Raw genomic sequence first — 23,604 nt, forward strand, 5'->3', positions numbered from 1 at the left:
GGGGCACGGCGAACCGCGCCCCTTTTGCAGGTGAAACAGTTACTTAACGATACGGGCTGCTGCGTCGTTCAATGCAGCTTCCACGGTCTGACGTCCACTGATGGCGTTCAGCACCGCGCTGCGAGTTGCATACCAGAAGGCGGCCATTTGCGGAATATTTGGCATGATTTCGCCTTTGGTGGCGTTAGCCATAGTTGCCGCAATACGTGGATCTTTTGCCAGTTGCTCCTGGAATGATTTCAGTGCAACAGCGCCCAGAGGCTTATCTTTATTGACTTCGGCCAGGCCTTGGTCGGTAATCAGATAGTTTTCCAGGAATTCAGTCGCCAGTTCTTTGTTCGGGCTGGCGGCGTTAATACCGGCAGTCAGAACACCGACGAACGGTTTGGACGGTTGGCCATGGAAAGTTGGCAGCAACGTCACACCGTAGTTGATTTTACTCTTATCAATGTTTGACCATGCCCACGGGCCATTGATGGTCATCGCGGTTTCGCCTTTATTAAAGGCTGCTTCTGCGATGGAGTAATCAGTATCAGCATTGATGTGTTTGTTCTTCACTAGATCGACAATAAATTGCAGGCCGGCTTTGGCACCCGCATTATTTACGCCGACGTTTTTGACATCATAGATGCCATTTTCGGATTTGAAAGCATAACCGCCGTCAGCGGCGATAAGTGGCCAGGTGAAGTAGGGTTCTTGCAGGTTCCACATGATGGCGCTCTTGCCGTTAGCACGCAGGGTGGTATCCAGTGCAGGAATCTCTTCCCAAGTCTTCGGTGCTTCTTTGATCAGGTCTTTGTTGTAAATCAGAGACAGTGCTTCTACCGCCACTGGGTAACCAATCAGTTTGCCATTAAAGCGCACGGCGTCCCAAGTGAACGGGAACAGTTTGTCCTGGAAGGCTTTAGATGGGTGCAGTTCGGCCAGCAAGCCAGATTGCGCGTAGCCACCAAAGCGGTCATGTGCCCAGAAGATAATGTCCGGGCCATCACCGGTCGCAGCCACTTGTGGGAATTTTTCTTCCAGTTTATCTGGGTGCTCGATAGTGACTTTGATGCCGGTGTCTTTTTCAAATTTCTTACCGACTTCCGCCAATCCGTTATAGCCTTTATCGCCATTAATCCAGATAACCAGTTTACCTTCTTCAATCTTGGCAAAAGCAGAGGAAGAGAGCACCAGTGTGGTTAACGCTGAAAGGGCCAAAACACGTGCGGTCTTACCAATGCCGGATTTTGTGAAGCTGCGAGTCATAATCCAATCCTTTTATCCAATTTTGTGGGTACCGACTTTCTTGTGAGTCATTACATTTATTACAGGGACTAATACATTACGCTGACATATTGAGTCACAACTAGATACAGCATCATCCTCCCCCTCTCTACGCCCCCCAACGAGTTATTGTGATCGACTTAACACTGCTGCCTATTCTGTGGTGTCAGGCACAATAATGTAGGTCGAAATTTGCGTGTCAGGTCACGTATTTGTATTTGTGATGGAACTTCTGCTCGCAGTGGTCGTTCCCTCATCCTCCCATCTCCTCCCCCACGAAAAACTTTGTTACGGATGATTACCAAATAGTGCTACTCCCGCATTATCGCCGTCATTGAAACAGTGTCAGCACCATTGAAATAGCGTCACCAACCAAATGTGGTTGTTCGGTTAATTATTACCCAGGTAGATCAGGACGTTGCAGCTTTAACCAACGTGCGGCCCTATACTCAGGCCGCGACGTCGTCCGGGGCAACCTTGCTAAGGCATGGCGGTACGGCGCGCAGCAAGAGAGTCATCAGGGGACTGGGAGTAATCGATGGGTCATGCCGGAATTTGCTTCCGCCATTTTTCTTCAGTCAGGTTCATATGAAAAGTTGTTTGCGTAAGCAAAGGAGTAACAGATGGCTAATGTAACGCTGAGCGGCGTTTATAAGGCCTTTGGTGAGGCTGTGATTTCCAAAGACATCAATTTGGAAATCAATGACGGTGAATTTGTTGTCTTTGTTGGGCCATCCGGGTGTGGAAAGTCAACGCTGCTGCGGATGATTGCCGGTCTTGAGGATATTACCTCGGGTGAGTTGTTGATTGGCGGTAAACGGATGAATGAAGTGCCACCGTCAGAGCGCGGTATTGGCATGGTGTTCCAGTCATATGCGCTTTACCCCCATTTATCTGTGGCAGAAAACATGTCTTTCGGCCTGAAATTGGCCGGTGCGAAGAAAGCGGAAATTAACCAACGGGTGAATCAGGTAGCTGAAGTGCTGCAACTGGCTCACCTGTTGGAACGCCGACCTAAAGCGTTATCCGGTGGTCAGCGTCAGCGTGTGGCCATCGGCCGTACCTTGGTCGCCGAGCCGGATGTCTTCCTGCTTGATGAACCGCTTTCCAACCTGGATGCGGCACTGCGAGTACAGATGCGCATTGAGATATCACGCCTCCATAAACGCCTGCAACGCACCATGATTTACGTCACCCACGATCAGGTCGAAGCCATGACCTTGGCCGACAAAATTGTGGTGCTGGATGCCGGCAATGTGGCGCAAGTCGGTAAGCCACTGGAACTGTACCACTATCCAGCCAACCGCTTTGTCGCGGGCTTTATCGGCTCGCCAAAAATGAATTTTTTACCGGTTAAAGTGACCGCCGTTGAACCTCATCAGGTGCAGATCGAACTGCCAAATCCTAATGGGCAGTTAGTGTGGCTGCCGGTGGAAGGTGAGCGAGTTCATGTCGGTGCAAATATGTCTTTGGGTATCCGCCCGGAACATCTGCTGCCAAGCAGTGCCTCTGAAGTCACGCTGGAAGGCGAGATTCAGGTGGTAGAGCAACTGGGTAATGAGACTCAAATTCACATCCAAATCCCTGCAATACGTCAAAACCTGGTCTACCGCCAGAACGACGTGGTGCTGGTAGAAGAAGGTGCAACATTCGCCATCGGTCTGCCGCCATACCGTTGTCATCTGTTCCGTGAAGATGGCACTGCGTGTAAGCGATTGTACCAAGAACTGGGCGTCTAGTTACCACGACGACCGGTTTCGGAAAATGTTAAGCACGCATGCCGACAGGCAAATATAACAGGAGATTACTGATGACTACTCTGCGCAAGTTACCGATAGCACTGGCTGTTGCCGCTGGTGTCCTTTCCACTCAAGCTATGGCTGTTGATTTCCACGGGTATGCGCGTTCCGGTATCGGCTGGACGGGAAGTGGCGGTGAACAACAATGTTTCAAAACAACCGGTGCTCAAAGTAAATACCGTCTGGGTAACGAGTGTGAAACTTATGCGGAACTTAAATTAGGCCAGGAATTGTGGAAAGAAGGTGATAAGAGCTTCTACTTAGATACCAACGTAGCCTATTCCGTTTCACAACGTGATGACTGGGAATCCACTGATCCGGCTTTCCGTGAAGCCAACGTGCAGGGTAAGAATCTGATCGAATCCTTGCCAGGTTCCACCATGTGGGCAGGTAAGCGCTTCTATCAACGTCATGACGTCCATATGATTGACTTCTACTACTGGGATATTTCCGGCCCAGGTGCAGGTTTAGAAGCTATTGATCTGGGCTTCGGTAAATTGTCTGTGGCTGCAACCCGTAACTCAGAAGCGGGTGGTTCAAGCGCCTGGATTGATAATGCACGTAAAGATGCTGACAAAACTGTTAACGATGTGTATGACATCCGTTTAGCTGGCCTGGAAACCAACCCAGGCGGTTCATTGGAGTTCGGTGTGGACTATGGCCGCGCCAACACCCAGGATGGTTATACATTAGCTCCTGATGCCTCTAAAGATGGCGTGATGCTGACCGCTGAACATACCCAAAGCATGATGGGTGGCTTTAACAAATTTGTAGTTCAGTATGCGACTGACTCTATGACTTCATGGAACAGCGGCCATTCACAAGGGACGTCTGTCAACAACAACGGCCACATGCTGCGTGTTATCGACCACGGTGCCATCAATCTGGCAGAGAAGTGGGACATGATGTATGTCGCGTTGTATCAGGATACTGACTGGGACAACAACAACGGCACCACATGGTACAGCGTGGGTGTGCGCCCAATGTACAAATGGACGCCAATCATGAGTACCTTGCTGGAAGCGGGCTACGACAATGTTAAGTCACAACGTACTGGTGACCGTAACGGTCAATACAAACTGACCCTGGCACAACAATGGCAGGCAGGTGACAGCATTTGGTCTCGTCCGGCAATCCGTATCTTCGCAACTTATGCCAACTGGGATGAGAAGTGGGGCTATAACAATGCGAAGCTGCCGAGTGGAGCTAATGGCCCTGACTACGGTCTGGCGCAAAATGGCACTGCGGGTACAGATAGCCGTGGTAAGAGCAATGAAGTGACCTTCGGCGCGCAATTCGAAGCCTGGTGGTAACAGAAGTGATACAGCCGTCCTTTGGGGCGGCTGTTCTGTTTGCTGAAATAACTGTGTTACCGGTGTGCGGGCGATGACCCGCATTCTGCTGACAACAAGAAGCATACCCAAAATAATTCGAGTTGCAGGAAGGCGGCAAGCGAGATAATCCCGATGAGCTTACATAAGTAAGTGATACGGGTGATTGAGTGAAGCCAACGCACATGCAGCTTGAAGTATGACGGGTAGATTGGTTAACTTTGCCGACCTTGCCTGTGCACAGTTAGCGCTGACGCTCAATGTACGAGGGTATAACAATGAAAAAGAATCTGCTGACACTCTGTCTGGCATTGGCTCTGGGGGTCACCGCACCTCTTGCAGTACAAGCCGAATCAACGATTTCTCCGGCGAATGTTTCTATTGCGCCAACTATCAGTACTGCGACATTACAACAATTGCCCTGGCAGCCATTAGTGCCACCGGTGACGCAAGACATCAAACTAACCGCTTCCAGCCCGCAAATCTCGCAAGGGAATGTAGAAGGGGCGGTGGCCGCTTTTGCTTTACCAGCCGATCGTGGATCGATGGAGATCACGCTCAGCAGTTTAGTGACAGACAACCAATTATTTGCTCCGAGCGTATTAGTGTTAGACGAACAAATGCGCCCGGCGGCTTATTATCCTTCCAGCTATTTCACTTATGAAAAAGCGGGCATTATGACCAGCGATCGCTTGCAAGGAGTGATGAAATTGACTCCGGCACTGGGACAAAAGCAGATCTATCTGTTGGTCTACACCACCCGTGATGATCTGGCTAAAACCACCAAGTTACTGGATCCGGCGAAGGCTTATGCCATGGGCGTGGGTAATGCAGTGCCCGATATTCCGGATCCTATTGCCAAACATATCCCGACCGGTAATTTGAGAATTAAAGCCACTGCCGAGCAAGGTATGGGTAACGTGATGATTGGCTTAATACAGTCAACACCGGCATCAGCACCAGTAGTGGTGGGCAGCACTGCCCAGCCAGCGGCAGTCGCGGCACCAGTCGCGGCAAAACCGGCAGAGCCAATGCTGAGTGAGACTGAAAACTACTTCAACCAGGCGATTAAAGACGCGGTGAAAGCCGGTGATGTCGATAAGGCGCTGAAATTGTTGAACGAAGCGGAACATTTGGGCTCAACTTCAGCCCGAAAAACCTTTATTGGTAGTGTAAAAGGCAAGGGGTAAATCCCGGCACTGCCGAATATGGCTGGATGATTGGTGCGCCTCGGCGCACCTTTTTTCTTTGTGTTGTTCTGGACGCTGTATGCACTCAGCCTAATTTAGTTCGCTACGCCTTAGTTTGTTGGCTCGGTAGAGAGACAGTAGATAAGTAATAATTTATGGGGCTGAAAATATCTATTGAGGAGGCAATACCTAAACCTCAGGTTTAGGTATTGCTTAATACTTGTCATTAGCAATGGTGTTTAATTAATAATAACTTTAACTATCAGGTGTATATCTCCCCTCGGCTGATATAGTCGCGGGGAGACATCTTACGTTATTTCTAGAAGTTGTATTTAACGCCCAGCATCACGTTAGTATCACTGTAGCTTTTACTACCAACCTGCTGACCAACGTTACCCCAGATATTCAATTTCTTGTTGATCTGGCCTTCCACACCTACTTTCAACTCTGCGATATTGGCAGTACCGGCCTGATTAACGGTCACGGTATCCATAATTGTACCGAAGTCTTTAGTATTATGGATCCAGTTGGCTTCAACAAACGGCTGGAACACTCGGTCTTTACCTTTATCCTGATCGCTATAACCATTCATAAAAGCTCTAATTCCAAGACGAGTCTGGATATTACCATCACCTTCTCCTGACACATTAGTCCCGTTAGTTTCCTTATGGTCATCGGCTTTGACACCCATCCAGATTGCCTGTGCTTTAGGCTGGATAAAGTAGGTCGCGTTTTTAGCGCTATTCTCACCAATTTTAAAGGTATAGCCACTTTCGATAGAGGCAGTCACCCCTTTAGATTTGTACTCTTCGCTATTCAAATCCTGACCGTCAACGGTGTTATTGAACCAGCTGTATTGCGCCCAACTATCCACATATAAACCAGACTTATCGGTTTCGTTGGCATACCAAGTACCGTATACACCTGTGCTATAACCATCGACTGCTGCATCCGCGCTATAACCGGATAGGTGAGATTCGGTTTTGCTTTGGCTGTTGCCATAGCCAACCATTATCCCCAGATGTAAACGATCCTGACCATCATTGCTCCACTGGGCAATATCCCCCCCTAATTGCAACACGTAGCGGTTGGCCTGAGTACCCAGTTGACCATAACTATCATGGGATTGAGTATGGCCGCCCTCATTACGCATCCACATACTGGTGACTTTCTTCTCACCAGTCAGGGCGTCGATATATTGTGTTTCACCTAAACGGTCATGCAGTGTTGTGACAAACAGATTATTTGCTGCCGACAAGTTAGCGGCGTAGCCACCAGCTTCAGGGCGTTCTAATTGTGGTGATGCTGCCGGGCTAGCTGATGTTCTTGGCTCCACTGGCGAAATCGGAACAATCGGTGGTACTGGTGGTACTGGTGGCACTGGCGGTACTGGTGGCACTGGCGGTACTGGCGGTACTGGCGGTGGCGGCAGTGGTTTAACCGGATCGTCAGCTGGGATAGCTGAACTGGTCAGATACCAGTTGCCTGCATTGGCATCTGCACCACGAACCAGAGAATAATCATAAGCGCCAGCGACAATACGACCATTCTTAACAAACTCACCGTCAGAAAGGCCATTTACCTGTACTAGCTCAATTCCATTCAGCGTCGCTGCTCCAGAGCCACCGATATTCGTGACACTGACATACGTAGTGCCTGAGGTATTACCTTCAACTAGTAACTTATCAGTCGCAGAATTATCGTCATTCAGTGCCGTGTTGAAATTTAAGAAACCATCATTACCGGTATAGTCACCAGTGATGGTCAATACTGTTCCAGGTGCACCATTAAAACTCACTAAACCAGCGTTATGCAGGTTAGCCAGAGTTTGGTCATAACCAGCTAAGTCCAATTGCCCAGCACTATGTACGTCGTAATCAGATGCTGCACTGAAAGCACTGCTGGTGCCAGCCCGTAAAACACCGCCATCAATGGTTGTTGTACCTGCATAGGTATTCAGAGCGTTGAGAACCGTAGTACCGCTATAGATCGAGACTTTACCTTGGCCATCAATGAGAGGATTAAATTGATAATCTGTATCGGTATGATTGAAGACGATAGAACTATCACCTATCCCTAGGGTGATGGTTGGGCTGATAATGTTGCCAGCTGCTGTTGCAGCGACTCCTGCGGCACTACCAATATTTAACACCCCAGTAGCTGCCTGACCCTTGGTGATATTAATTGCATTGCTTTCCACTAAAGCACCATCATTGACAGTTACTGAACCTTTGCCATCCCAATTCCCAATGCTGATATTACTACCGGTATCTTTCCAGGAAGAACCCGCGCCAGTCACCAGCACTTCACCTTGAGAGCCAGCTTTTTCGGCGAGAGAGCTGTTTACACTGGTTACACTCCCGCCATTAGACACGGTCATCACACCGTGACCACCGGAGGCACCTAAGAGCAAATAGCTGCTGTTTTGCCATGTAGAACCTGGGCCTGAGACATTAATCCGACCGGTTGCATTATTATTTAAACCAACAAGCGCTGAAGTGTTGGTGACGACGGCACCATCAGTGATATTGATCGTATCGTCATTCCCTTGGAATAATGCAACTATCAGTGAGTTTTTATTATCCCAGCGAGAGCCTGATCCTGTGACGTTGACCAACCCTACATCAGCATCCATATACGTGTAACCACTGGTTACCACAGCACCATTTGAGATAAGCATGGTGCTATTGTGGCCCTCCATTTCAAGACCGTCATTAATGCTCCAACGGGAATCTTTGCCACTTACTTCGACATAACCAGAGGCGGTATTATTCGCACCGATATCTGCATTGGATTGGCTTGTCACAACGCCGCCATCTAAGATTCGCAGAGAACCATTACCAAAGTTACCTATCACTAACCCACCGTTGGTGGTCCACTGGGAACCCTGTCCGATAATGTTAACCTGGCCCGTAGAGCCTGCAACCTTACCGATATAATTCGAATTTGTTGCAGAAATTCCGCTAGTCAGGCTCCCGCCGTTAGAAACAGTGAGTGTACCGGAAGTGACATTACCGACAATTAATGAATCAGGAATCGCCCATGAAGGGTTTGTCGGGTTGCTTTGATTTACATCCCCAGTAACAGCGATATCAGCAAAAGAAATAACAGGAATCATAGCTAACGCTGTGGTGAATGCTTTGGCAATATTGCCAGCACGAAGCAGCACGCGATGAGCGCTACTTTTACCTTTGCCTTTCACTGCAGAAAACTCACTGGCGACAACCCAGTTTTTTTGCGCAGAATTCCAGACTAACCGATAGATTTTGTTCATAATAAACTCCAGTTTCAGGCAATAGTAGCGATGACTATTTTCCTGAGTAATATGTGTATCTTTTGATTAAACCAATTTAAATAGAGTTGTTTCTTGGGTGTGTACTAATATCAAATAATAAACGTTATCATTCATTATTCGCTGACTTGTTACGATTAGGTTAAAATAACATGTTATTATTTGGCTGTTTTTATAACGATAATGAACCTCGCTAATGTGGCCCTGACTTTAATCAGTTGCTTATTTAAGAGTGAGTTTAGTTAAGCTGATATCTTTTTATTTTTGGATTGTTTTTTGTTTGTTAATGACTGTGTTAATTAACTGTCATCTGATACTAGTGTTAAAATACGTCGTATTAATCAATGACTCTTTCTTTAAGTAGTTATAAAGTCCAGCTAATGTTTTCACGCTAAATTTTGCATAAATATTAGAGCGGTGAGTACATACAGTCTTATGACTGATGAACAGATCTCTGGCGATGTCATTGTTATTCTTACCTGACATTATCTTCTTTAAAATGACGTGCTCTTTAGGTGTTAGCATTAAAAATTGATAATGCGCTAATGGTAAATACTCTGTTTCGCAGGCATTAAAATTCAATAATTCATTAATTTTATTGAGGATTTTCTCCCTGAACAACACGAGTGGTGAGTTTTTTCTCAACACGTCATCAAATAATGAAGTATAAAGGTTGGAAAAATTTATAAATTCCGGTGCATTACATAGTGCGATAGTTTTAAAATTACGACTTGCTGCACTTAACTTTTCAATAATTTGTAACTTCTCAGGGAAAAACAGGCTGTCAAAATCCAGGATGATAACGGACTTATTTCTTGATTTTAATAGTGATAAAATAATTTCACTGACTTTTTCCTTAGATATTATTTTAATGTTCATTGTGGATATATCACTGGTTGGAATGATGTTTAATATAAATTCCACTAGTGAGTAATTGAGTAATTTATTAAAAGTAAGAATGAAAATATTTATGGAATTCTCTGAGTGCTCAGACATAGATTTACCATGGAATTTTAAAATCAAGGTGAATGGTAATTTTTCATGTTACGCATTATCCTGCCAGGGACACCTTTAAGTCATTAGGAATACATTTATTGTGTTCGGATAACTCTTATGTTGAGAAAAGATTGTTGAGAAAATATTTTTTATATAAGGTGTAATTCAATTGATGAGTTAATTAAAGCTGTATTTGATTCTAAAATCCAACGAAAAATACAAAAACCATTTTCTATAAATTAGAAAATACCATCTATACTGATGGTTATAAAATAAACAAGATAAAATAATGATGACAAAACAATACCTGGATCTGAATTTGATTCGTATTCTCTGTGCAGTTGTGGAAACAGGAACCGTGACTCAGGCGGCTCTGCGTTTAGATATGGGCATTTCTGCCGTGAGTTATGCCTTAAACAAATTGAGGCGCTATTATAGCGATGCCTTATTTTTTCGTTCCGAAGAGGGAATGCAACCTACCGCGATTGCACTTGAACTCTACAAAGTGTTCAAACCGGCGTTAGATGCGCTAGGGCAGTCAGTGGATAAACCGGACAACCTCAAACCCCTTTTGGATAAGAAGACTATCCGTATTCGCTGTAATTCATTGGTTGAAATGCGGCTTTCACATCAGTTTTTAACGTCTAAAGAGCTTACGACACCCCCATCACTGGATTTTTTGTATCACTTGTTGAATGCCAAGTCGCGGCAGGAGGCCTTGCGTAAAAAACAAACGGATATTGATATTGGTCAGACTATAGAAGACGACAGTTCGATCGTGAAATACCCCATATATCTCCATGGCACGGTGTTATTATGCCGCAAAGGCCACCCTCGTTTGGGTAATACTGTTACGGTTGAACAGTTAAAGTCTGAAAAATTAGTCAGTTGGATCCCCATTCAAGAATCTTTGGAGCGCGAAACCTTTGTGGTGGCTTTTGATGGCTATCACTTGATGAACCGTACTTATCGTAGTTCCTCACTAATCAATTTGTTGCTTCACGTGAAAATGACAGATGCAGTGATCTTTATTCCTGCACCATTTGCAGATTTTTGTAGTCAGATGCTGGATCTGCGTGCGGTTGATTGTCCTTTCTTATTTGAGCAAATATACAATTTAAATGCTTATGTTCATAAAACACAAAAGGATGACCCAGCGATACAACGTATTATTCAGTTACTGACTCAGTGGTGCGGGCGCTAAAGCTATTTTAGTTAATTATCTGTTGTGGTGGAGATCATCTGATTCGACTACCCGTGTCGCCAGAGGACTATTCTGCGCTACAATGGCTCCCTATTGGCGAATTAGCTGGGATAGCTTTTTATCCCTGGCAGGGAGTTGTATGTCTACCGGTGATGCATCAATTATAAAACCTATCCAATGGTGTGCCATTGAGCAGCCGAACTTACCAGTTGATATCGCAGATTGGCTGATGGAATTAGGTTCAATGACCCGACGTTTTGAGCAGCATTGCCAGCGGGTTCATGTCGAGCCACAGCGAGAATGCTTTATTACACGTCATGCATTAGGCGAAGATGCTGAGCATTTGCCGGTAAGTGAGCGCTATTGGCTGCGCGAGATTGTGTTGTGTGGCGATAATGAACCGTGGCTGCTGGGGCGTACTATTATTCCCGAAGAAACACTGTCTGGCCCTGATCGGGCGCTGGTGGATTTAGGCACATTACCGCTTGGTCGCTATTTATTTGGTGGTAACAATTTAACCCGGGATTATATTCAAATCGGGAGGCAGGAGGCGCTTTGGGCGCGACGTTCGTTGCTGCGTTTATCAGGTAAACCCCTGTTACTGACTGAAGTTTTTTTACCGGCCTCGCCGCTTTATTCGATGTAAGGGTTGGTGAGATTTTGGAGAGCGAGAAATTGAAGGGAAGTGATGTTCAAAACAAATGGCGGGCTTATTGCCGTTTGATGCGTATCGATAAGCCCATTGGTTCATTATTACTGCTATGGCCGACACTGTGGGCATTATGGTTGGCAGGGAAAGGTATTCCCGACACCAAAATATTGATTGTTTTTGTCTTGGGCGTCTTTTTTATGCGCGCAGCTGGGTGTGTCGTCAACGATTATGCTGATCGGCGCATTGACGGTTTTGTGAAACGCACCGCATCACGGCCATTACCTAGCGGCCTTATCAGTGAGAGAGAAAGCAAAGTCCTGTTTGTCGTGTTGGTATTGCTCTCGTTTGGGTTGGTACTCACGCTCAATAGCATGACCATCTGGCTATCATTGGCAGCGCTGGCATTAGCCTGGGTCTATCCCTTTATGAAGCGGGTGACACATCTGCCGCAGGTGGTTTTGGGTGCAGCCTTTGGCTGGTCAATTCCCATGGGGTTTGCTGCTGTCAGTGAAAGTTTACCTTTGGTTTGTTGGTTGCTTTTATTGGCGAATATCTGCTGGACGGTGGCTTATGACACCCAATATGCCATGGTCGATCGTGACGATGACCTGAAAATTGGCGTCAAATCTACTGCGATTTTGTTTGGTCAACAGGACAAACTGATTATTGGTTTGCTGCAACTGGCAACACTGATTCTGATGGTGACTATTGGCTGGCTGATGAATCTTGGCGGAGCATTTTATTGGTCAATCTTGTTGGCTGGCGCGTTGTTTGTCCACCAACAGAAGATGATTGCCGGGCGTGAACGTGACCCATGCTTCCGCGCATTTTTGAATAATAATTATGTGGGATTGGTCTTGTTTCTCGGGATCTTCATTAGTTATCTATAAAAAAATGGCCAGATGATGAATCCGGCCATTTTTGTTTTTGCTTAACAGCGCGAAGAGTTAGTTTTCTTCTTTATCTTCTGCCTCGGGTTCTGGCAGCAAATTATTGGTTTCTGCCGGCATACTGACACTTTCAATCGTCAGTTTTACTTCCGGAGTCATCAATGCGCTCAGCATATTATAAACTTCCAGCGTATTCTCCTGAATAGCATCACCGCTGTCGCTGATATAACCCTCTTCGCGCAACGTGCCCACCAAGGTTGAGAACACCGCTTTATCGAAGAATTCCGGTGCGTTAATCCCATGTAGCACAGACAAACGCTGTGCCATAATGCGACTCTCTTTCTCCAGTGCACCGCGATTGATACTTGGGTTTGCACTCAGTAATGACAGCGTAATCGCATAACGTTGCAGGGTTTCTCGCACACCCGCCGCCAGTAATTGCAGTGGGCGAATACGGGCTGGGTTCAGCACTAACTCATTCCCTTTGTCGCAAATCAACTGCTGGCGCGCCAGTTCATCAATCAGCGTATCCAGGGTTTGTGGCAATTCCTCTTTGCTGTAATGCAGGAATAGCTCAGCTTTCAGCATCGGGTAGATCATACTGATTTGACGTAACAACTCGGCGCGGGTAATACGCCGTTGGTACATTACCATGCTGGCAATCAGCGATGGCAGGATCAGCAAGTGCTGGATGTTATTGCGATAGTAGGTCATCAGCACGGCTTGTTCCCGTGGCAGGATGATAATGTCACCAATATTGTCTTTCTCCACCTCGAACTTATTCATATTCAAGGCGTGATTAAGTAACTCTTCCGGCGTTTTATCCGGCACGGTAACATCTTTCGCATAAGGCACATTGCGCATCAGTTGCAAGTAGCAATCAAGTTGCTCAAGTAACTGCTCGCGGGTGAGTGAACGCTGACGTGAAGCTAACAATGCGGTAGAACACAAGTTCATGGCATTGGCTGCTGCCGCATTGTTAATTCGGACCATAATCTTACCGGCCAAATCATTCACCGCCGGCGTCAGCCAGCTTGGGCGCTGTGCTTCAATAGGATCGATAGCATCACGCCACTGCGGCACATTGGTGTTCAGATAGGTGGTCAACGGTATCGGCTCACCAAAGTTGACGTAGCCTTGACCGAGATTGCGCAGCTTGCGCAAGCCGCGCAACATCTGCAACAGGCTCTCTTTCTCTTTAGTCGCACCACGTAGCTCTTTGGCGTAAGTACCCACTTCCATCACATGCTCGTAACCGATGTAAATCGGCACCAAGGTGATTGGGCGTGAACCGCCGCGCAGCATCGCCTGTATGGTCATCGACAATGTGCCGGTTTTGGGCTCCAGCAGACGGCCGGTACGTGAGCGCCCACCTTCAACAAAGTATTCCACTGAGTAGCCACGGGTGAATAACTCACCCAGATATTCACGGAATACGGTGGAATAGAGCTTGTTGCCTTTAAAGGTGCGGCGGATAAAGAAAGCACCTAAGCGGCGGAAGATCGGGCCAGCAGGCCAGAAATTAAGGTTGATACCGGCAGCAATATGCGGCGGCACCAGCCCCTGGTGATAAAGGACATAGGAAAGCAGCAGGTAATCCATGTGGCTGCGGTGGCAAGGCACATAGACGATTTCATGGCCATCTTGCGCTAACTGCCGTACACGCTCTGCATTATGGACGTTAATCCCCTGATACAAGCGGTTCCACGTCCAGCTCAAAACCCTATCCGACAGACGCACGGCTTCATAAGAGAAGTCAGCAGCAATTTCTTCCATCAGCGTAATGGCGTTTTGCTGTGCTTTCTCATGGGAGATTTTCTTGGTGCGAGCTTCATCAGCGACCGCTTTTTCAATCGCTTTGGATGTTAACAGCTTCTTGAATAGGTCTTGACGCGCCGGTAAGCTCGGGCCGACCGCCGCCAAACGCTGGCGCGAGAAGTGCATCCGCGCTACGCGTGCCAGTTTGTGGGCAATCGTTTTATCTGTACCATGCTCACTGGCCATCCGGCGCAGTGAAACCGTGGTCGAGAAACGCACAAAGCTATCGCGGCCCAGCCACAATACTGCAAAGAATTTCTGCACACCGTTTAGTACGCGCAAATGTGGCGTACCGTGGCCTTCGCGGCCTGGAGAGCGGCCAAACATCACCGACACCGGCAGCATTTGAATATCCAGCTCCGGGTTATTGCGATGCAGATCGAGATAATCGTGGAATATTTTTACCGATTCCTGCTTCGGGGCATAGTAGCGAAACACCCTTGGGCCGTTATCGATAAAGACATGGCTGGGAAGCTGCACGCCATCGATTTCCAATGGAATCAATGGGTCGGGCAGATCCTGGGCCTGACACTGCGCTCGCAAAGTCAGTAAATCAGCCTTAGAATTGTAAGGCAAAACGTACAGAATAGGACGAGATGGGTCTAACCCTAACTCAGTCACAGGATCTGCCGGAATAACCTTGCTTTTTACCAATAATTTAAGTGGTAAATTCAATAACTTATAATATATTTTACGCCAACCTGACATAACTACATGAAGCCTCTTGTTAGCAATTCGTCGCAAGGATACCAGAAACTGGTTTTGAGATCTGTGGTGATAAGACAACAGAAAGCGGCAAAAATCATCATTAACTTAAGATAAAGGCAATAAAAATGGCAAATCAGTCAACAGGATTAACCCGAATCTATAAAGCCGCTGGTTATTCTGTGAAAGGTTTAACCGCCGCCTGGAAAAATGAAGCCGCATTTCGTCAGGAAGCAGTGGCTGCCATACTCGCTATCATACTGGCCTTCTGGCTGGATGTAGATGTCATAGCGCGTATTTTATTGATCGCGAGTGTGGTGTTAGTCATCATTGTTGAAGTCATCAATAGCGCTATTGAAGCGGTGGTGGACCGCATCGGCAGTGAACTCCATGAACTATCAGGTCGAGCCAAGGATATGGGGTCTGCTGCCGTGTTTTTGGCCATTTTGTTGGCGCTATTTATCTGGATAACAGTGCTCTGGCAACATCTCGGCTAAGAATGCGACGAACAACGCTGTAGATGTAAACAGTGATTAATCCCTGTTTTTATTCACTCTTTAGTTCCAAATACCCGCTTACCTGTATATACTCACAGCAAGACTGTATAAACAAACAGGGGGCGGAATGAAAGCACTTACTACCAGACAGCAAGAGGTTTATGACCTTGTGCGCGATCACCTATCGCAAACAGGTATGCCACCGACCCGTGCCGAAATTGCGCAGCGTCTGGGATTTCGTTCTCCTAACGCTGCTGAAGAGCATTTAAAAGCACTGGCCCGTAAGGGCGTTATCGAGATTGTCTCCGGCGCTTCTCGCGGTATCCGTCTATTGATGGAAGAGGAAGATGGTTTACCACTTATTGGCCGGGTTGCCGCAGGTGAGCCACTATTAGCGCAGCAGCACATTGAAGGGCACTATAAAGTCGATCCTTCCATGTTTAAGCCGAGCGCAGATTTCCTGTTACGGGTTAATGGAATGTCGATGAGAGATATCGGCATTCTGGACGGCGACTTGCTGGCAGTACATAAAACTCAGGATGTGCGTAATGGACAAGTGGTTGTTGCGCGTATTGACGATGAAGTAACGGTAAAACGTTTGAAAAAACAAGGTAATATCGTACAGCTTCTGCCAGAGAACAGTGAGTTTCAGCCGATTGTGGTCGATCTGCGTGAACAAAACTTCACTATTGAAGGGCTGGCCGTTGGTGTCATCCGCAATGGCGATTGGATCTGATTTTAGTCGTTCATATATACCCTTCAGCATGAAGGGTATATAACTTATTTTAATACCTTTCCTATTTCTCCTTATTTAGTTTGAGAACATTCCGATAATAAGTTATTACTTGCTGTTTTAACTGAATATTACGAATTTTTCTTTTCTGTTTATTACCTAAGTGACAGTGATTAATATTAGTCTGACTTTAATTATCAGTATCCTCTGCTATAGTTATTCATACGGTAAGCGAAGTAACGATGTTTAATTTAAATTATTTACCGTATTGAATTAAATAAACTGACTAATTCTAAGGTAACGGAGATATTATGAATAAAGATCAAGCCGACGGTAACTGGAAGCAGTTTAAAGGTAAAGTGAAAGAGAAATGGGGCAAGTTAACCGATGATGACCTGACAGTCATTGAAGGTAAGCGTGACCAACTGGTGGGTAAAATCCAGGAAAAATACGGCTATCAGAAAGAGCAAGCCGAGAAAGAAGTTAAAGCCTGGGAAGATCATAGTAAATATCGCTGGTAGCAGCGTTAAATGGAATTAAACTGATATCGATATAAATATATTTGGTCTCTAGTTTTATAGAATATTTATTTGTTAAGTAACCATTCCTTTTCTATTTTTTAAAATTAAATGAGTGGGAAATTTAATAATTAACAATATTCTATTGGTGTCATATTTATATCGAATCAGCACAAGGACGTGCTTTATTTAAAGTCCATCCATACTTTCTACTATTCTAATCCCACTTATGTTTGTCCTGCCGCCTATCTGGCGACAGCTTGCTTTTACCATCAGGGACTATTTCTTTTTAGCCACAATAGAATGGTCATGATCACAATGATCATGGCTTTCGCAGGCTTCGACTTCTCCACATTCAGCACATAAACCATGAGCTTCAACCACAGTATGGCGCAGGGTAAAGCCCGACTGTTTGGCCAGTTGTGCCAGAGATTCTTCAATGCCGACAGTAGTCCGTTCAGTCACTATCTTGCAGCGATCACAGATAAAGAGTGCCGAAGTATGGGTTGGCTCTTCAAAGTGATGGCACAGCACATAGCTGTTTGCTGATTCTACACGGTGAATAAAACCTTGTTCTAGCAAGAAATCTAACGCACGGTAGACTGTTGGTGGCTTAGCTTGCGGTTCCGATACACGCAGTAAATCCAACAGGTCATAAGCACTGATTGCGCCAGGTTGCTGCGCCATCAAACGCAAAACTTCAAGACGTTGCGGTGTCAGCCGGACGTTTCGTTGTTGGCACAGGCTTTCAGCCTGAGCAAGCAGCCTTTCCTGATTGATAGGGTTCATCATTGTCTTCTCACAGCGCTAGTTTATAGTCTGACTTTATCATATTTGCAGCAGTCAGCATAATGACAGGTGTTTAGACTGATTGATGGTTTGCGGTTCACAAAACCAATCTCATCTATTGGTATCAGTCGAAGTGAACTTCATGGAAGTAAAATAAAACACTTTATAGTGAGTTAACTCTGGTTATGAAATCTAATAAAATCATCTGGTTGTATTAATCTGTTTACCTGGCTCTATCTTTTTATTTATAATGATTTTTATGTAATAAAAAATATAATTTATAAAACTATAGAGAAATATATGTCCCACAACTTGAGATATAGAGCCGAGTTAGATGGTTTGAGGGCAATAGCTGTTTTAGCCGTGGTTTTCTACCACGCTAAGTTATCTATTTTGGGTTATGAATTATTTAAAGGTGGCTTTTTTGGTGTTGATATATTTTTTGTATTATCAGGTTTTTTGATAACTTCAATTATATTTTCTGATTTAGAGGGTGATAAATTTTCCATACGTGAGTTCTTCTTAAGAAGAGCGAAGAGAATATTACCAGCATTAATTTTCATACTGATCGTTACTTCTTTTTTTGCTTATAGATTTTTATTGCCAGATAGTTTGGTGGTTTATGCAAAAACGCTGCTATCCGCACTATTTTTTGTATCAAATTTTTATTTTTTTGATGAAGATACTTATGTCTCTGACTCAAGTGAATACAAGCCATTATTACATACATGGAGCTTATCTGTTGAATGGCAGTTTTATTTAATATTTCCATTTTTATGTGTTCTTGCATTCAGGTATTTTAAATGCAATAAATGGATATTTATTGTATGTTTGCTTTTATTATCGTTGTTATTGGCTCAATTTCTATCATTCTGGCAACCGAATTTTTCTTTTTATTTATTACCGACAAGGATGTGGGAGTTATTAGCAGGTAGCATTGTTGCCATTCTTTTAATGGAAAATAAAATTAGGCTAAAAGATAATTACACTAAAATAATGCCTATTATCGGCTTGCTTCTTATTATAATTTCAATTGTTTTTATTGATGATAAGATTTTACACCCTTCATTCATTACAGCTATTCCCATATTGGGAACATGTATTATTATTTATTTTTCGCGACAGAATGATATCGCCACGTCACTATTATCAGCCAAACCTGTAATTTTTATTGGCGCTATATCTTATTCCGTTTATCTTTGGCATCAACCGCTATTTGTTTTCTATAGAATAAAAATTGGCAGTATAGACAATAAAACATCTTTAATGTTAACTGTCTTTACAGTAATTTTTGCTGTCATATCATTTTATTTAATCGAAAAACCATTTAGGAAAACACAACTTGCACTATGGAAATGGATAGTGATGTTGGTATCAGTACTCATTCTGGTTATCTTTGCTGGTGTAGTTATTATTAAAAATGGCTTTGCTGATTCAACGGGAGAACGTTTATCTCCTGTTGCAAAAAAGATGTATCAAGAATTTAAAGTACCTGAATTTAGACGATTAGACGGTAACACAAAAGGGAGGAATTACCTTTCAGGTGATGCGGTGCCATCATGTGGGAATAGAGACCCTCTGGATGCATGTCGATTTGGCGATCAAAGTTGGGTTGTTATTGGTGATAGCTATGCTGGGTCTTTTGAATATGCGTTGCAAACAGAGTTGGCTAAGCAAGGTAAAGGCATTATATCTCTGGCATATGAACAATGCTCCTTTGTGTCAGATAACTTATGGTTTGGAACTGCGCCAGAGTGTCCAGAAATCAATCGCAGACGTTGGGAAGTGATTAAAGCATTCACAGATAAAAAGACGTTTCTTATTGCGGCTAATTATGCCCAATTTAAAGATACCAAACTTGTTGAGGGTGCTTCAGTTCAAGGTATAACATCAGAGAAAATTGCGCCGAACCAATTGGTATGGGAGTCTTTAGCCGATAATATTAATAAACTGCTTTCCATGGGGCACCGCGTTGTTTTGGTTTACCCAATTCCTTCGGTACGAACGGATGTGAAAAGGGATTATTTCAGATTACTCGATATCAGTAATGGTAATGTCGGGAAAGTTTATGATAAAAGTACAAAAGGATATAATGCTGCAATATCATTGAGTGAAGAGTTAGATAACTATATTAAACCTAATCCTAACTTAATTATTATTAGACCCGTTGATAGTTTATGTGATGGGCATAACTGCATGATTATCAATAAAAATGGTGGATTGTATAATCAGGGGAATCATCTTTCCAATGCAGGGGCTAAATTGGTCATAGAGCAATTCCCCTTAGGACACCAAAGATAAATCCAAATAAATATAAATTTAATAGCATCGGAGGATCTTTTTTGCAGCAAACGATAGAAAGATTTTCCGGATTTCCGGGTACATTTTTGTGCTATTATAAGAGCCGTTTTCCGTCACTCTCGTTCAGTCTTTGCCCCATTTATGGGCTGTCGCGAGGCCAATCAAGAATAAATTCAACGAATGTATCAAGAACATACTTTAGTCGATTTGGCCATGAAAAAAGATGAGCCAGGCATATCTCCGCGTTACCCCCTACAGCGTTTCTCCGTCGCGCCGATGCTCGACTGGACAGATCGTCATTGCCGCTATTTTCATCGTTTGTTAACCAAGCAGGCATTGCTATACACCGAAATGGTCACGACAGGTGCGATTATCCATGGTAAAGCAGACTATCTGGCTTATAGCGAACAGGATCATCCGGTTGCATTGCAACTGGGTGGCAGTGATCCGCAAGCATTAGCCCATTGTGCTAAATTAGCCGAGCAGCGTGGATATAATGAAATAAATCTAAATGTAGGTTGCCCGTCTGACCGAGTGCAAAATGGCCGTTTTGGTGCTTGTTTGATGGCTGAGGCCAGCTTGGTTGCTGATTGTATAAAAGCGATGCGTGATGTGGTTTCTATTCCAGTTACGGTGAAAACCCGCATCGGGATTGATGAGCTGGATAGCTATGAGTTTTTGTGCGAATTCGTGCAAACTGTCGCGGAGCGTGGTGAGTGCGATATATTCACCATTCATGCCCGTAAAGCCTGGCTCTCAGGATTGAGCCCGAAAGAAAACCGCGAAGTACCACCGCTGGATTATGAGCGAGTTTATCAACTTAAACGTGATTTTCCGGCTCTGACGATCGCCATTAATGGCGGCGTGAAAACACTGGCTGAAGCCAAAGAACATCTTAAACATGTTGATGGGGTGATGATGGGGCGCGAGGCTTACCAAAACCCCAGTATTTTGACGCAAGTGGATCGTGAACTTTTTGATCCAAATGCACCGGTGGTCGACAGTGTTAAGGCTATAGAAGCGCTCTTTCCTTATATTGAGCAGGAATTGTCACGCGGTGCTTATTTGGGTCATATCACTCGTCATATTCTGGGTATTTTCCAAGGGATACCTGGTGCGCGCCAGTGGCGTCGTCATCTAAGTGAAAATGCACATAAGCCTGGAGCTGATGTTTCCGTGGTAGAACAGGCGCTGGCTCTGGTGACTCGCCCACAGCACAATTCGTAAGAAAAGTGACTATAAGTTAGTGAAATTGACCATGCCTGCCTATTTCTCTGGCAGGCTTATTTTATCTAAAGCAAATAAATTCAACCGGTTAGATACGTTTACTAGATTGGCACGTTTCTTGTAATACTCTTGATAAAACCTCAGGCGATATCATTTATTTAATGATACAGCGGTGGGGATACACCGTTATTAAGGAGTTAGCCATGTTCGAAATTCTTTTTGTTATTGGTTTTTTCATCATGTTGATGGCAACCGGCATCTCCTTGTTGGGCATATTTGCAGCTTTAGTGGTAGCGGCAGCTTTTATGATGCTAGGTGGTTTATTTGTGATGATGATTAAATTACTGCCATGGTTGATTTTGGCTGTTGTGGTGGTCTGGATATGGCGTTCAATGCAGAAACCCACTGTAAGGCGTTACTAAAGTTTCGCTTTCTTGCGGCAGCGATCACAGCCTGAAAGATTAGTGGGATGAATCTGGGAGAAAACGTATTTTTTCTCAAACGAGCTTGCTAGGATGCTATCCGATACGTTTTTGGTGTCACATTTTCATCCCTGGCAGAGCTAACAATAGCTGTATAAACAGCACTCAGTTCTGACAGTCTACCCTGTAGTACCCCTACACTTGCATTAAAGAAAACAGTGTAACCAGGGCTCCTAGTTGTTAGAGGCCCTGGTTATTACTTTCAATGTGAGGCTTGATGAGAAGAGCCTCGGATGAGCAATAAATTAAGGAACAATATTAAAGGTTAGAAAAGAACCGCTCATAGTTGGCAATGATATAAGAAATTTGTGCATCAAAGGCTTCTTTTGCTAATTTCTTTTCATCATCACTTTTGCATTTCTCTTTGATATCAAAAAAACTCTGTTGCATTAATTGGACTGTGACATCCATTGATTTCTGGAAGGCGGATAAATTATTATTCTTACCATAATTATTTAATAAGAAATCAAATTTCTCATCAGCGAAATCCCGTAATATCTGAAACTCTAAGTTACTTATTTTATTATCATGATAAATGCAGCTTAACAATTTATCTATATCTCTGTTATTTTCAGTGTTAGTCATTATTTAAACCTCAGTGTATGTAATGATTTTGATTGTTTGGATATTACGCTCTGAGGATATATATTTAGTTACGCGAGGGCAATCAGGATATATTAGTCTGCAGTCTGAAAATAATAGGAAATAACTTTTTTAATAAATTATAATTGTAAATAATGGACAGTAATATTTAACTATCCATTATTGATGAAAGTCTTTAATTAAGGAATTAACAGGCTGGAGCCGGTTGTCTGACGACTTTCTAATATTTCATGAGCGCGACGGGCATCACTTAGTGGGAATTGCTGAGCTTTGGCCACATCAACATTAATTGCGCCACTGATAATCAGTGAGAACAGTTCGTAGCTGGCGCTTTCCAGTTCTTGCCGGTTGGTGACATAAACATTAAGTGATGGGCGAGTCACATACAGCGCACCTTTTTGGTTGAGTATAGCAAGGTCTACCCCTGTCACTGGGCCGGAGGCATTACCAAAGCTGACCATCAAGCCTCTGCGTTTAAGGCTATTAAGAGAGTCCAGCCAGGTGCTTTTACCCACCGAGTCATATACCACATCCACTTTTTCGCCATTCGTCAATTCAGCCACGCGCTCGGCGATATTTTCTGTGCGGTAGTTGATAGTCGCCCACGCACCGTTGGCTTTAGCCAGTTCGGCTTTTTCATCAGAACCGACTGTACCAATTAGCCTGGCACCCAGCGCTTTTGCCCATTGGCAGGCAATCAACCCGACACCGCCTGCTGCGGCATGGAATAAGAACACCTGGCCGGGTTTGATTTCATAAGTTTGGCGCAATAAATATTGAACGGTCAGCCCTTTAAGGAAGGAAGCAGCGGCTTGTTCAAAAGAGATTTGTTTTGGAAGGAGGGCAACTTTCTCCGCAGCAACATTATGTACTTCACTGTAAGCCCCGAGAGTTGACTGAGCATAAACTACCCGGTCACCCACTTTTAGCGAGTTAACCGCCGCACCTACTTTTGTCACGATCCCGGCGGCTTCTGTTCCCAGTCCACTCGGAAAATGTGGCGGTGCGTAAAGGCCGCTACGCACATAGGTATCAATATAGTTAATTCCGATAGCTTTGTTTTCTACCTGAACTTCATGTGCCGCAGGGTCCGCCGGTGTGAAGTCGAGATATTGCAATACTTCCGGCCCACCCGTGGTGCTAAATTGAATATGCTTTGCCATGTTAGCTCCTTTACGATAGATATATTTTTTACCCTACAGGGTTCTACACGAGGAGCCAAGATCTTGCTAATACCGATAAGTAATAGGGAATTCATAATTACCCTTCGGGTATCATCGCGTATACTAAGCGGCACTATTTTCCTAT

General features: G+C 44.6%; 19 protein-coding genes and 1 pseudogene. 13 read left to right on the plus strand and 7 right to left on the minus strand.

Annotation, left to right across the window (positions count from 1 at the left end; all coding sequences use genetic code 11):
• Nucleotides 1-39: 39 nt before the first annotated feature.
• On the minus strand, nucleotides 40-1,251 hold the full coding sequence (malE, locus tag FTB31_RS08960; protein WP_050078158.1) for a maltose/maltodextrin ABC transporter substrate-binding protein MalE: 1,212 nt from the start codon (nucleotides 1,249-1,251) through the stop codon (nucleotides 40-42).
• Nucleotides 1,252-1,647: 396 nt separating this feature from the next.
• Here malE and FTB31_RS08965 point away from each other — a divergent pair.
• The 4 genes and pseudogenes from FTB31_RS08965 (at nucleotide 1,648) to malM (ending at nucleotide 5,589) form a co-directional block, all read left to right on the plus strand.
• Nucleotides 1,648-1,877, plus strand: a pseudogene (locus tag FTB31_RS08965) (hypothetical protein).
• Nucleotides 1,878-1,892: 15 nt separating this feature from the next.
• The gene (malK, locus tag FTB31_RS08970; protein WP_050078159.1) at nucleotides 1,893-3,008 is read left to right on the plus strand and encodes a maltose/maltodextrin ABC transporter ATP-binding protein MalK; all 1,116 of its coding nucleotides are present in this window, start codon (nucleotides 1,893-1,895) and stop codon (nucleotides 3,006-3,008) included.
• Between the two features lie 71 nt (nucleotides 3,009-3,079).
• On the plus strand, nucleotides 3,080-4,381 hold the full coding sequence (locus FTB31_RS08975; protein ID WP_050078160.1) for a maltoporin: 1,302 nt from the start codon (nucleotides 3,080-3,082) through the stop codon (nucleotides 4,379-4,381).
• 296 nt (nucleotides 4,382-4,677) lie between these two features.
• Nucleotides 4,678-5,589 (plus strand): maltose operon protein MalM, encoded by a 912-nt coding sequence (gene malM / locus FTB31_RS08980; RefSeq protein WP_050078161.1) that lies wholly within the window; start codon nucleotides 4,678-4,680, stop codon nucleotides 5,587-5,589.
• A 319-nt stretch (nucleotides 5,590-5,908) separates the two neighbouring features.
• Here the strand turns inward: malM and FTB31_RS08985 are convergent, their stop codons facing one another.
• The gene (locus FTB31_RS08985; RefSeq protein ID WP_227731297.1) at nucleotides 5,909-8,863 is read right to left on the minus strand and encodes an autotransporter outer membrane beta-barrel domain-containing protein; all 2,955 of its coding nucleotides are present in this window, start codon (nucleotides 8,861-8,863) and stop codon (nucleotides 5,909-5,911) included.
• A 324-nt stretch (nucleotides 8,864-9,187) separates the two neighbouring features.
• Nucleotides 9,188-9,877 carry a helix-turn-helix transcriptional regulator gene (locus FTB31_RS08990; protein ID WP_077295442.1) on the minus strand — a complete coding sequence of 230 codons (690 nt, stop codon included), beginning with the start codon at nucleotides 9,875-9,877 and terminating at the stop codon, nucleotides 9,188-9,190.
• 319 nt (nucleotides 9,878-10,196) lie between these two features.
• Between FTB31_RS08990 and FTB31_RS08995 the strand changes: the two genes are divergently transcribed.
• From FTB31_RS08995 to ubiA, 3 genes are all read left to right on the plus strand, one after another.
• Nucleotides 10,197-11,081: a LysR family transcriptional regulator gene (locus tag FTB31_RS08995; RefSeq protein ID WP_175631748.1), complete on the plus strand. Its 885-nt coding sequence runs from the start codon at nucleotides 10,197-10,199 to the stop codon at nucleotides 11,079-11,081.
• 139 nt (nucleotides 11,082-11,220) lie between these two features.
• The gene (gene ubiC, locus FTB31_RS09000) at nucleotides 11,221-11,727 is read left to right on the plus strand and encodes a chorismate lyase (RefSeq protein WP_050078165.1); all 507 of its coding nucleotides are present in this window, start codon (nucleotides 11,221-11,223) and stop codon (nucleotides 11,725-11,727) included.
• 29 nt (nucleotides 11,728-11,756) lie between these two features.
• Entirely contained in the window at nucleotides 11,757-12,623 is an 867-nt protein-coding gene (gene ubiA / locus FTB31_RS09005) for a 4-hydroxybenzoate octaprenyltransferase (RefSeq protein WP_050078266.1), read from the plus strand.
• Between the two features lie 57 nt (nucleotides 12,624-12,680).
• Here ubiA and plsB read toward each other — a convergent pair whose 3' ends face one another.
• Nucleotides 12,681-15,149, minus strand: coding sequence for a glycerol-3-phosphate 1-O-acyltransferase PlsB (gene plsB, locus FTB31_RS09010; RefSeq protein ID WP_050078167.1), 2,469 nt, complete (start codon nucleotides 15,147-15,149; stop codon nucleotides 12,681-12,683).
• Nucleotides 15,150-15,274: 125 nt separating this feature from the next.
• On the opposite strand from plsB, the gene FTB31_RS09015 reads away from it, so the two are divergent.
• From FTB31_RS09015 to FTB31_RS09025, 3 genes are all read left to right on the plus strand, one after another.
• Entirely contained in the window at nucleotides 15,275-15,643 is a 369-nt protein-coding gene (locus FTB31_RS09015) for a diacylglycerol kinase (RefSeq protein WP_050078168.1), read from the plus strand.
• Between the two features lie 127 nt (nucleotides 15,644-15,770).
• The gene (gene lexA / locus FTB31_RS09020; protein ID WP_050078169.1) at nucleotides 15,771-16,379 is read left to right on the plus strand and encodes a transcriptional repressor LexA; all 609 of its coding nucleotides are present in this window, start codon (nucleotides 15,771-15,773) and stop codon (nucleotides 16,377-16,379) included.
• Between the two features lie 308 nt (nucleotides 16,380-16,687).
• Entirely contained in the window at nucleotides 16,688-16,897 is a 210-nt protein-coding gene (locus FTB31_RS09025) for a CsbD family protein (protein WP_004391853.1), read from the plus strand.
• Nucleotides 16,898-17,173: 276 nt separating this feature from the next.
• Here the strand turns inward: FTB31_RS09025 and zur are convergent, their stop codons facing one another.
• Nucleotides 17,174-17,683: a zinc uptake transcriptional repressor Zur gene (zur, locus tag FTB31_RS09030; protein WP_050078171.1), complete on the minus strand. Its 510-nt coding sequence runs from the start codon at nucleotides 17,681-17,683 to the stop codon at nucleotides 17,174-17,176.
• 300 nt (nucleotides 17,684-17,983) lie between these two features.
• On the opposite strand from zur, the gene FTB31_RS09035 reads away from it, so the two are divergent.
• From FTB31_RS09035 to pspG, 3 genes are all read left to right on the plus strand, one after another.
• The gene (locus FTB31_RS09035) at nucleotides 17,984-19,984 is read left to right on the plus strand and encodes an acyltransferase family protein (RefSeq protein ID WP_050078172.1); all 2,001 of its coding nucleotides are present in this window, start codon (nucleotides 17,984-17,986) and stop codon (nucleotides 19,982-19,984) included.
• Between the two features lie 180 nt (nucleotides 19,985-20,164).
• On the plus strand, nucleotides 20,165-21,211 hold the full coding sequence (gene dusA, locus FTB31_RS09040; protein ID WP_050078173.1) for a tRNA dihydrouridine(20/20a) synthase DusA: 1,047 nt from the start codon (nucleotides 20,165-20,167) through the stop codon (nucleotides 21,209-21,211).
• Nucleotides 21,212-21,414: 203 nt separating this feature from the next.
• The gene (pspG, locus tag FTB31_RS09045; protein WP_050078175.1) at nucleotides 21,415-21,633 is read left to right on the plus strand and encodes an envelope stress response protein PspG; all 219 of its coding nucleotides are present in this window, start codon (nucleotides 21,415-21,417) and stop codon (nucleotides 21,631-21,633) included.
• Between the two features lie 318 nt (nucleotides 21,634-21,951).
• Here the strand turns inward: pspG and FTB31_RS09050 are convergent, their stop codons facing one another.
• Nucleotides 21,952-22,278, minus strand: coding sequence for a hypothetical protein (locus FTB31_RS09050; protein ID WP_050078176.1), 327 nt, complete (start codon nucleotides 22,276-22,278; stop codon nucleotides 21,952-21,954).
• 197 nt (nucleotides 22,279-22,475) lie between these two features.
• Nucleotides 22,476-23,459, minus strand: a complete 984-nt coding sequence (locus FTB31_RS09055) for a quinone oxidoreductase (RefSeq protein ID WP_077175492.1) — start codon at nucleotides 23,457-23,459, stop codon at nucleotides 22,476-22,478.
• Between the last annotated feature and the right edge of the window lie 145 nt (nucleotides 23,460-23,604).

Origin of the sequence: Yersinia proxima, from assembly GCF_902170785.1 — a bacterium.
Lineage (GTDB): Bacteria > Pseudomonadota > Gammaproteobacteria > Enterobacterales > Enterobacteriaceae > Yersinia > Yersinia proxima.

Excerpts from the sequence above, each read along its gene's own strand:
- lexA (WP_050078169.1), top strand. The coding sequence starts at position 15,771 with ATGAAAGCACTTACTACCAGACAGCAAGAGGTTTATGACCTTGTGCGC.
- FTB31_RS09055 (WP_077175492.1), bottom strand. The coding sequence starts at position 23,459 with ATGGCAAAGCATATTCAATTTAGCACCACGGGTGGGCCGGAAGTATTG.
- FTB31_RS08975 (WP_050078160.1), top strand. The coding sequence starts at position 3,080 with ATGACTACTCTGCGCAAGTTACCGATAGCACTGGCTGTTGCCGCTGGT.
- zur (WP_050078171.1), bottom strand. The coding sequence starts at position 17,683 with ATGAACCCTATCAATCAGGAAAGGCTGCTTGCTCAGGCTGAAAGCCTG.
- FTB31_RS08990 (WP_077295442.1), bottom strand. The coding sequence starts at position 9,877 with ATGTCTGAGCACTCAGAGAATTCCATAAATATTTTCATTCTTACTTTT.
- FTB31_RS09015 (WP_050078168.1), top strand. The coding sequence starts at position 15,275 with ATGGCAAATCAGTCAACAGGATTAACCCGAATCTATAAAGCCGCTGGT.
- FTB31_RS09025 (WP_004391853.1), top strand. The coding sequence starts at position 16,688 with ATGAATAAAGATCAAGCCGACGGTAACTGGAAGCAGTTTAAAGGTAAA.
- malE (WP_050078158.1), bottom strand. The coding sequence starts at position 1,251 with ATGACTCGCAGCTTCACAAAATCCGGCATTGGTAAGACCGCACGTGTT.
- malK (WP_050078159.1), top strand. The coding sequence starts at position 1,893 with ATGGCTAATGTAACGCTGAGCGGCGTTTATAAGGCCTTTGGTGAGGCT.
- plsB (WP_050078167.1), bottom strand. The coding sequence starts at position 15,149 with ATGTCAGGTTGGCGTAAAATATATTATAAGTTATTGAATTTACCACTT.
- FTB31_RS08985 (WP_227731297.1), bottom strand. The coding sequence starts at position 8,863 with ATGAACAAAATCTATCGGTTAGTCTGGAATTCTGCGCAAAAAAACTGG.
- pspG (WP_050078175.1), top strand. The coding sequence starts at position 21,415 with ATGTTCGAAATTCTTTTTGTTATTGGTTTTTTCATCATGTTGATGGCA.
- FTB31_RS09035 (WP_050078172.1), top strand. The coding sequence starts at position 17,984 with ATGTCCCACAACTTGAGATATAGAGCCGAGTTAGATGGTTTGAGGGCA.
- FTB31_RS09050 (WP_050078176.1), bottom strand. The coding sequence starts at position 22,278 with ATGACTAACACTGAAAATAACAGAGATATAGATAAATTGTTAAGCTGC.
- ubiC (WP_050078165.1), top strand. The coding sequence starts at position 11,221 with ATGTCTACCGGTGATGCATCAATTATAAAACCTATCCAATGGTGTGCC.
- dusA (WP_050078173.1), top strand. The coding sequence starts at position 20,165 with ATGTATCAAGAACATACTTTAGTCGATTTGGCCATGAAAAAAGATGAG.
- malM (WP_050078161.1), top strand. The coding sequence starts at position 4,678 with ATGAAAAAGAATCTGCTGACACTCTGTCTGGCATTGGCTCTGGGGGTC.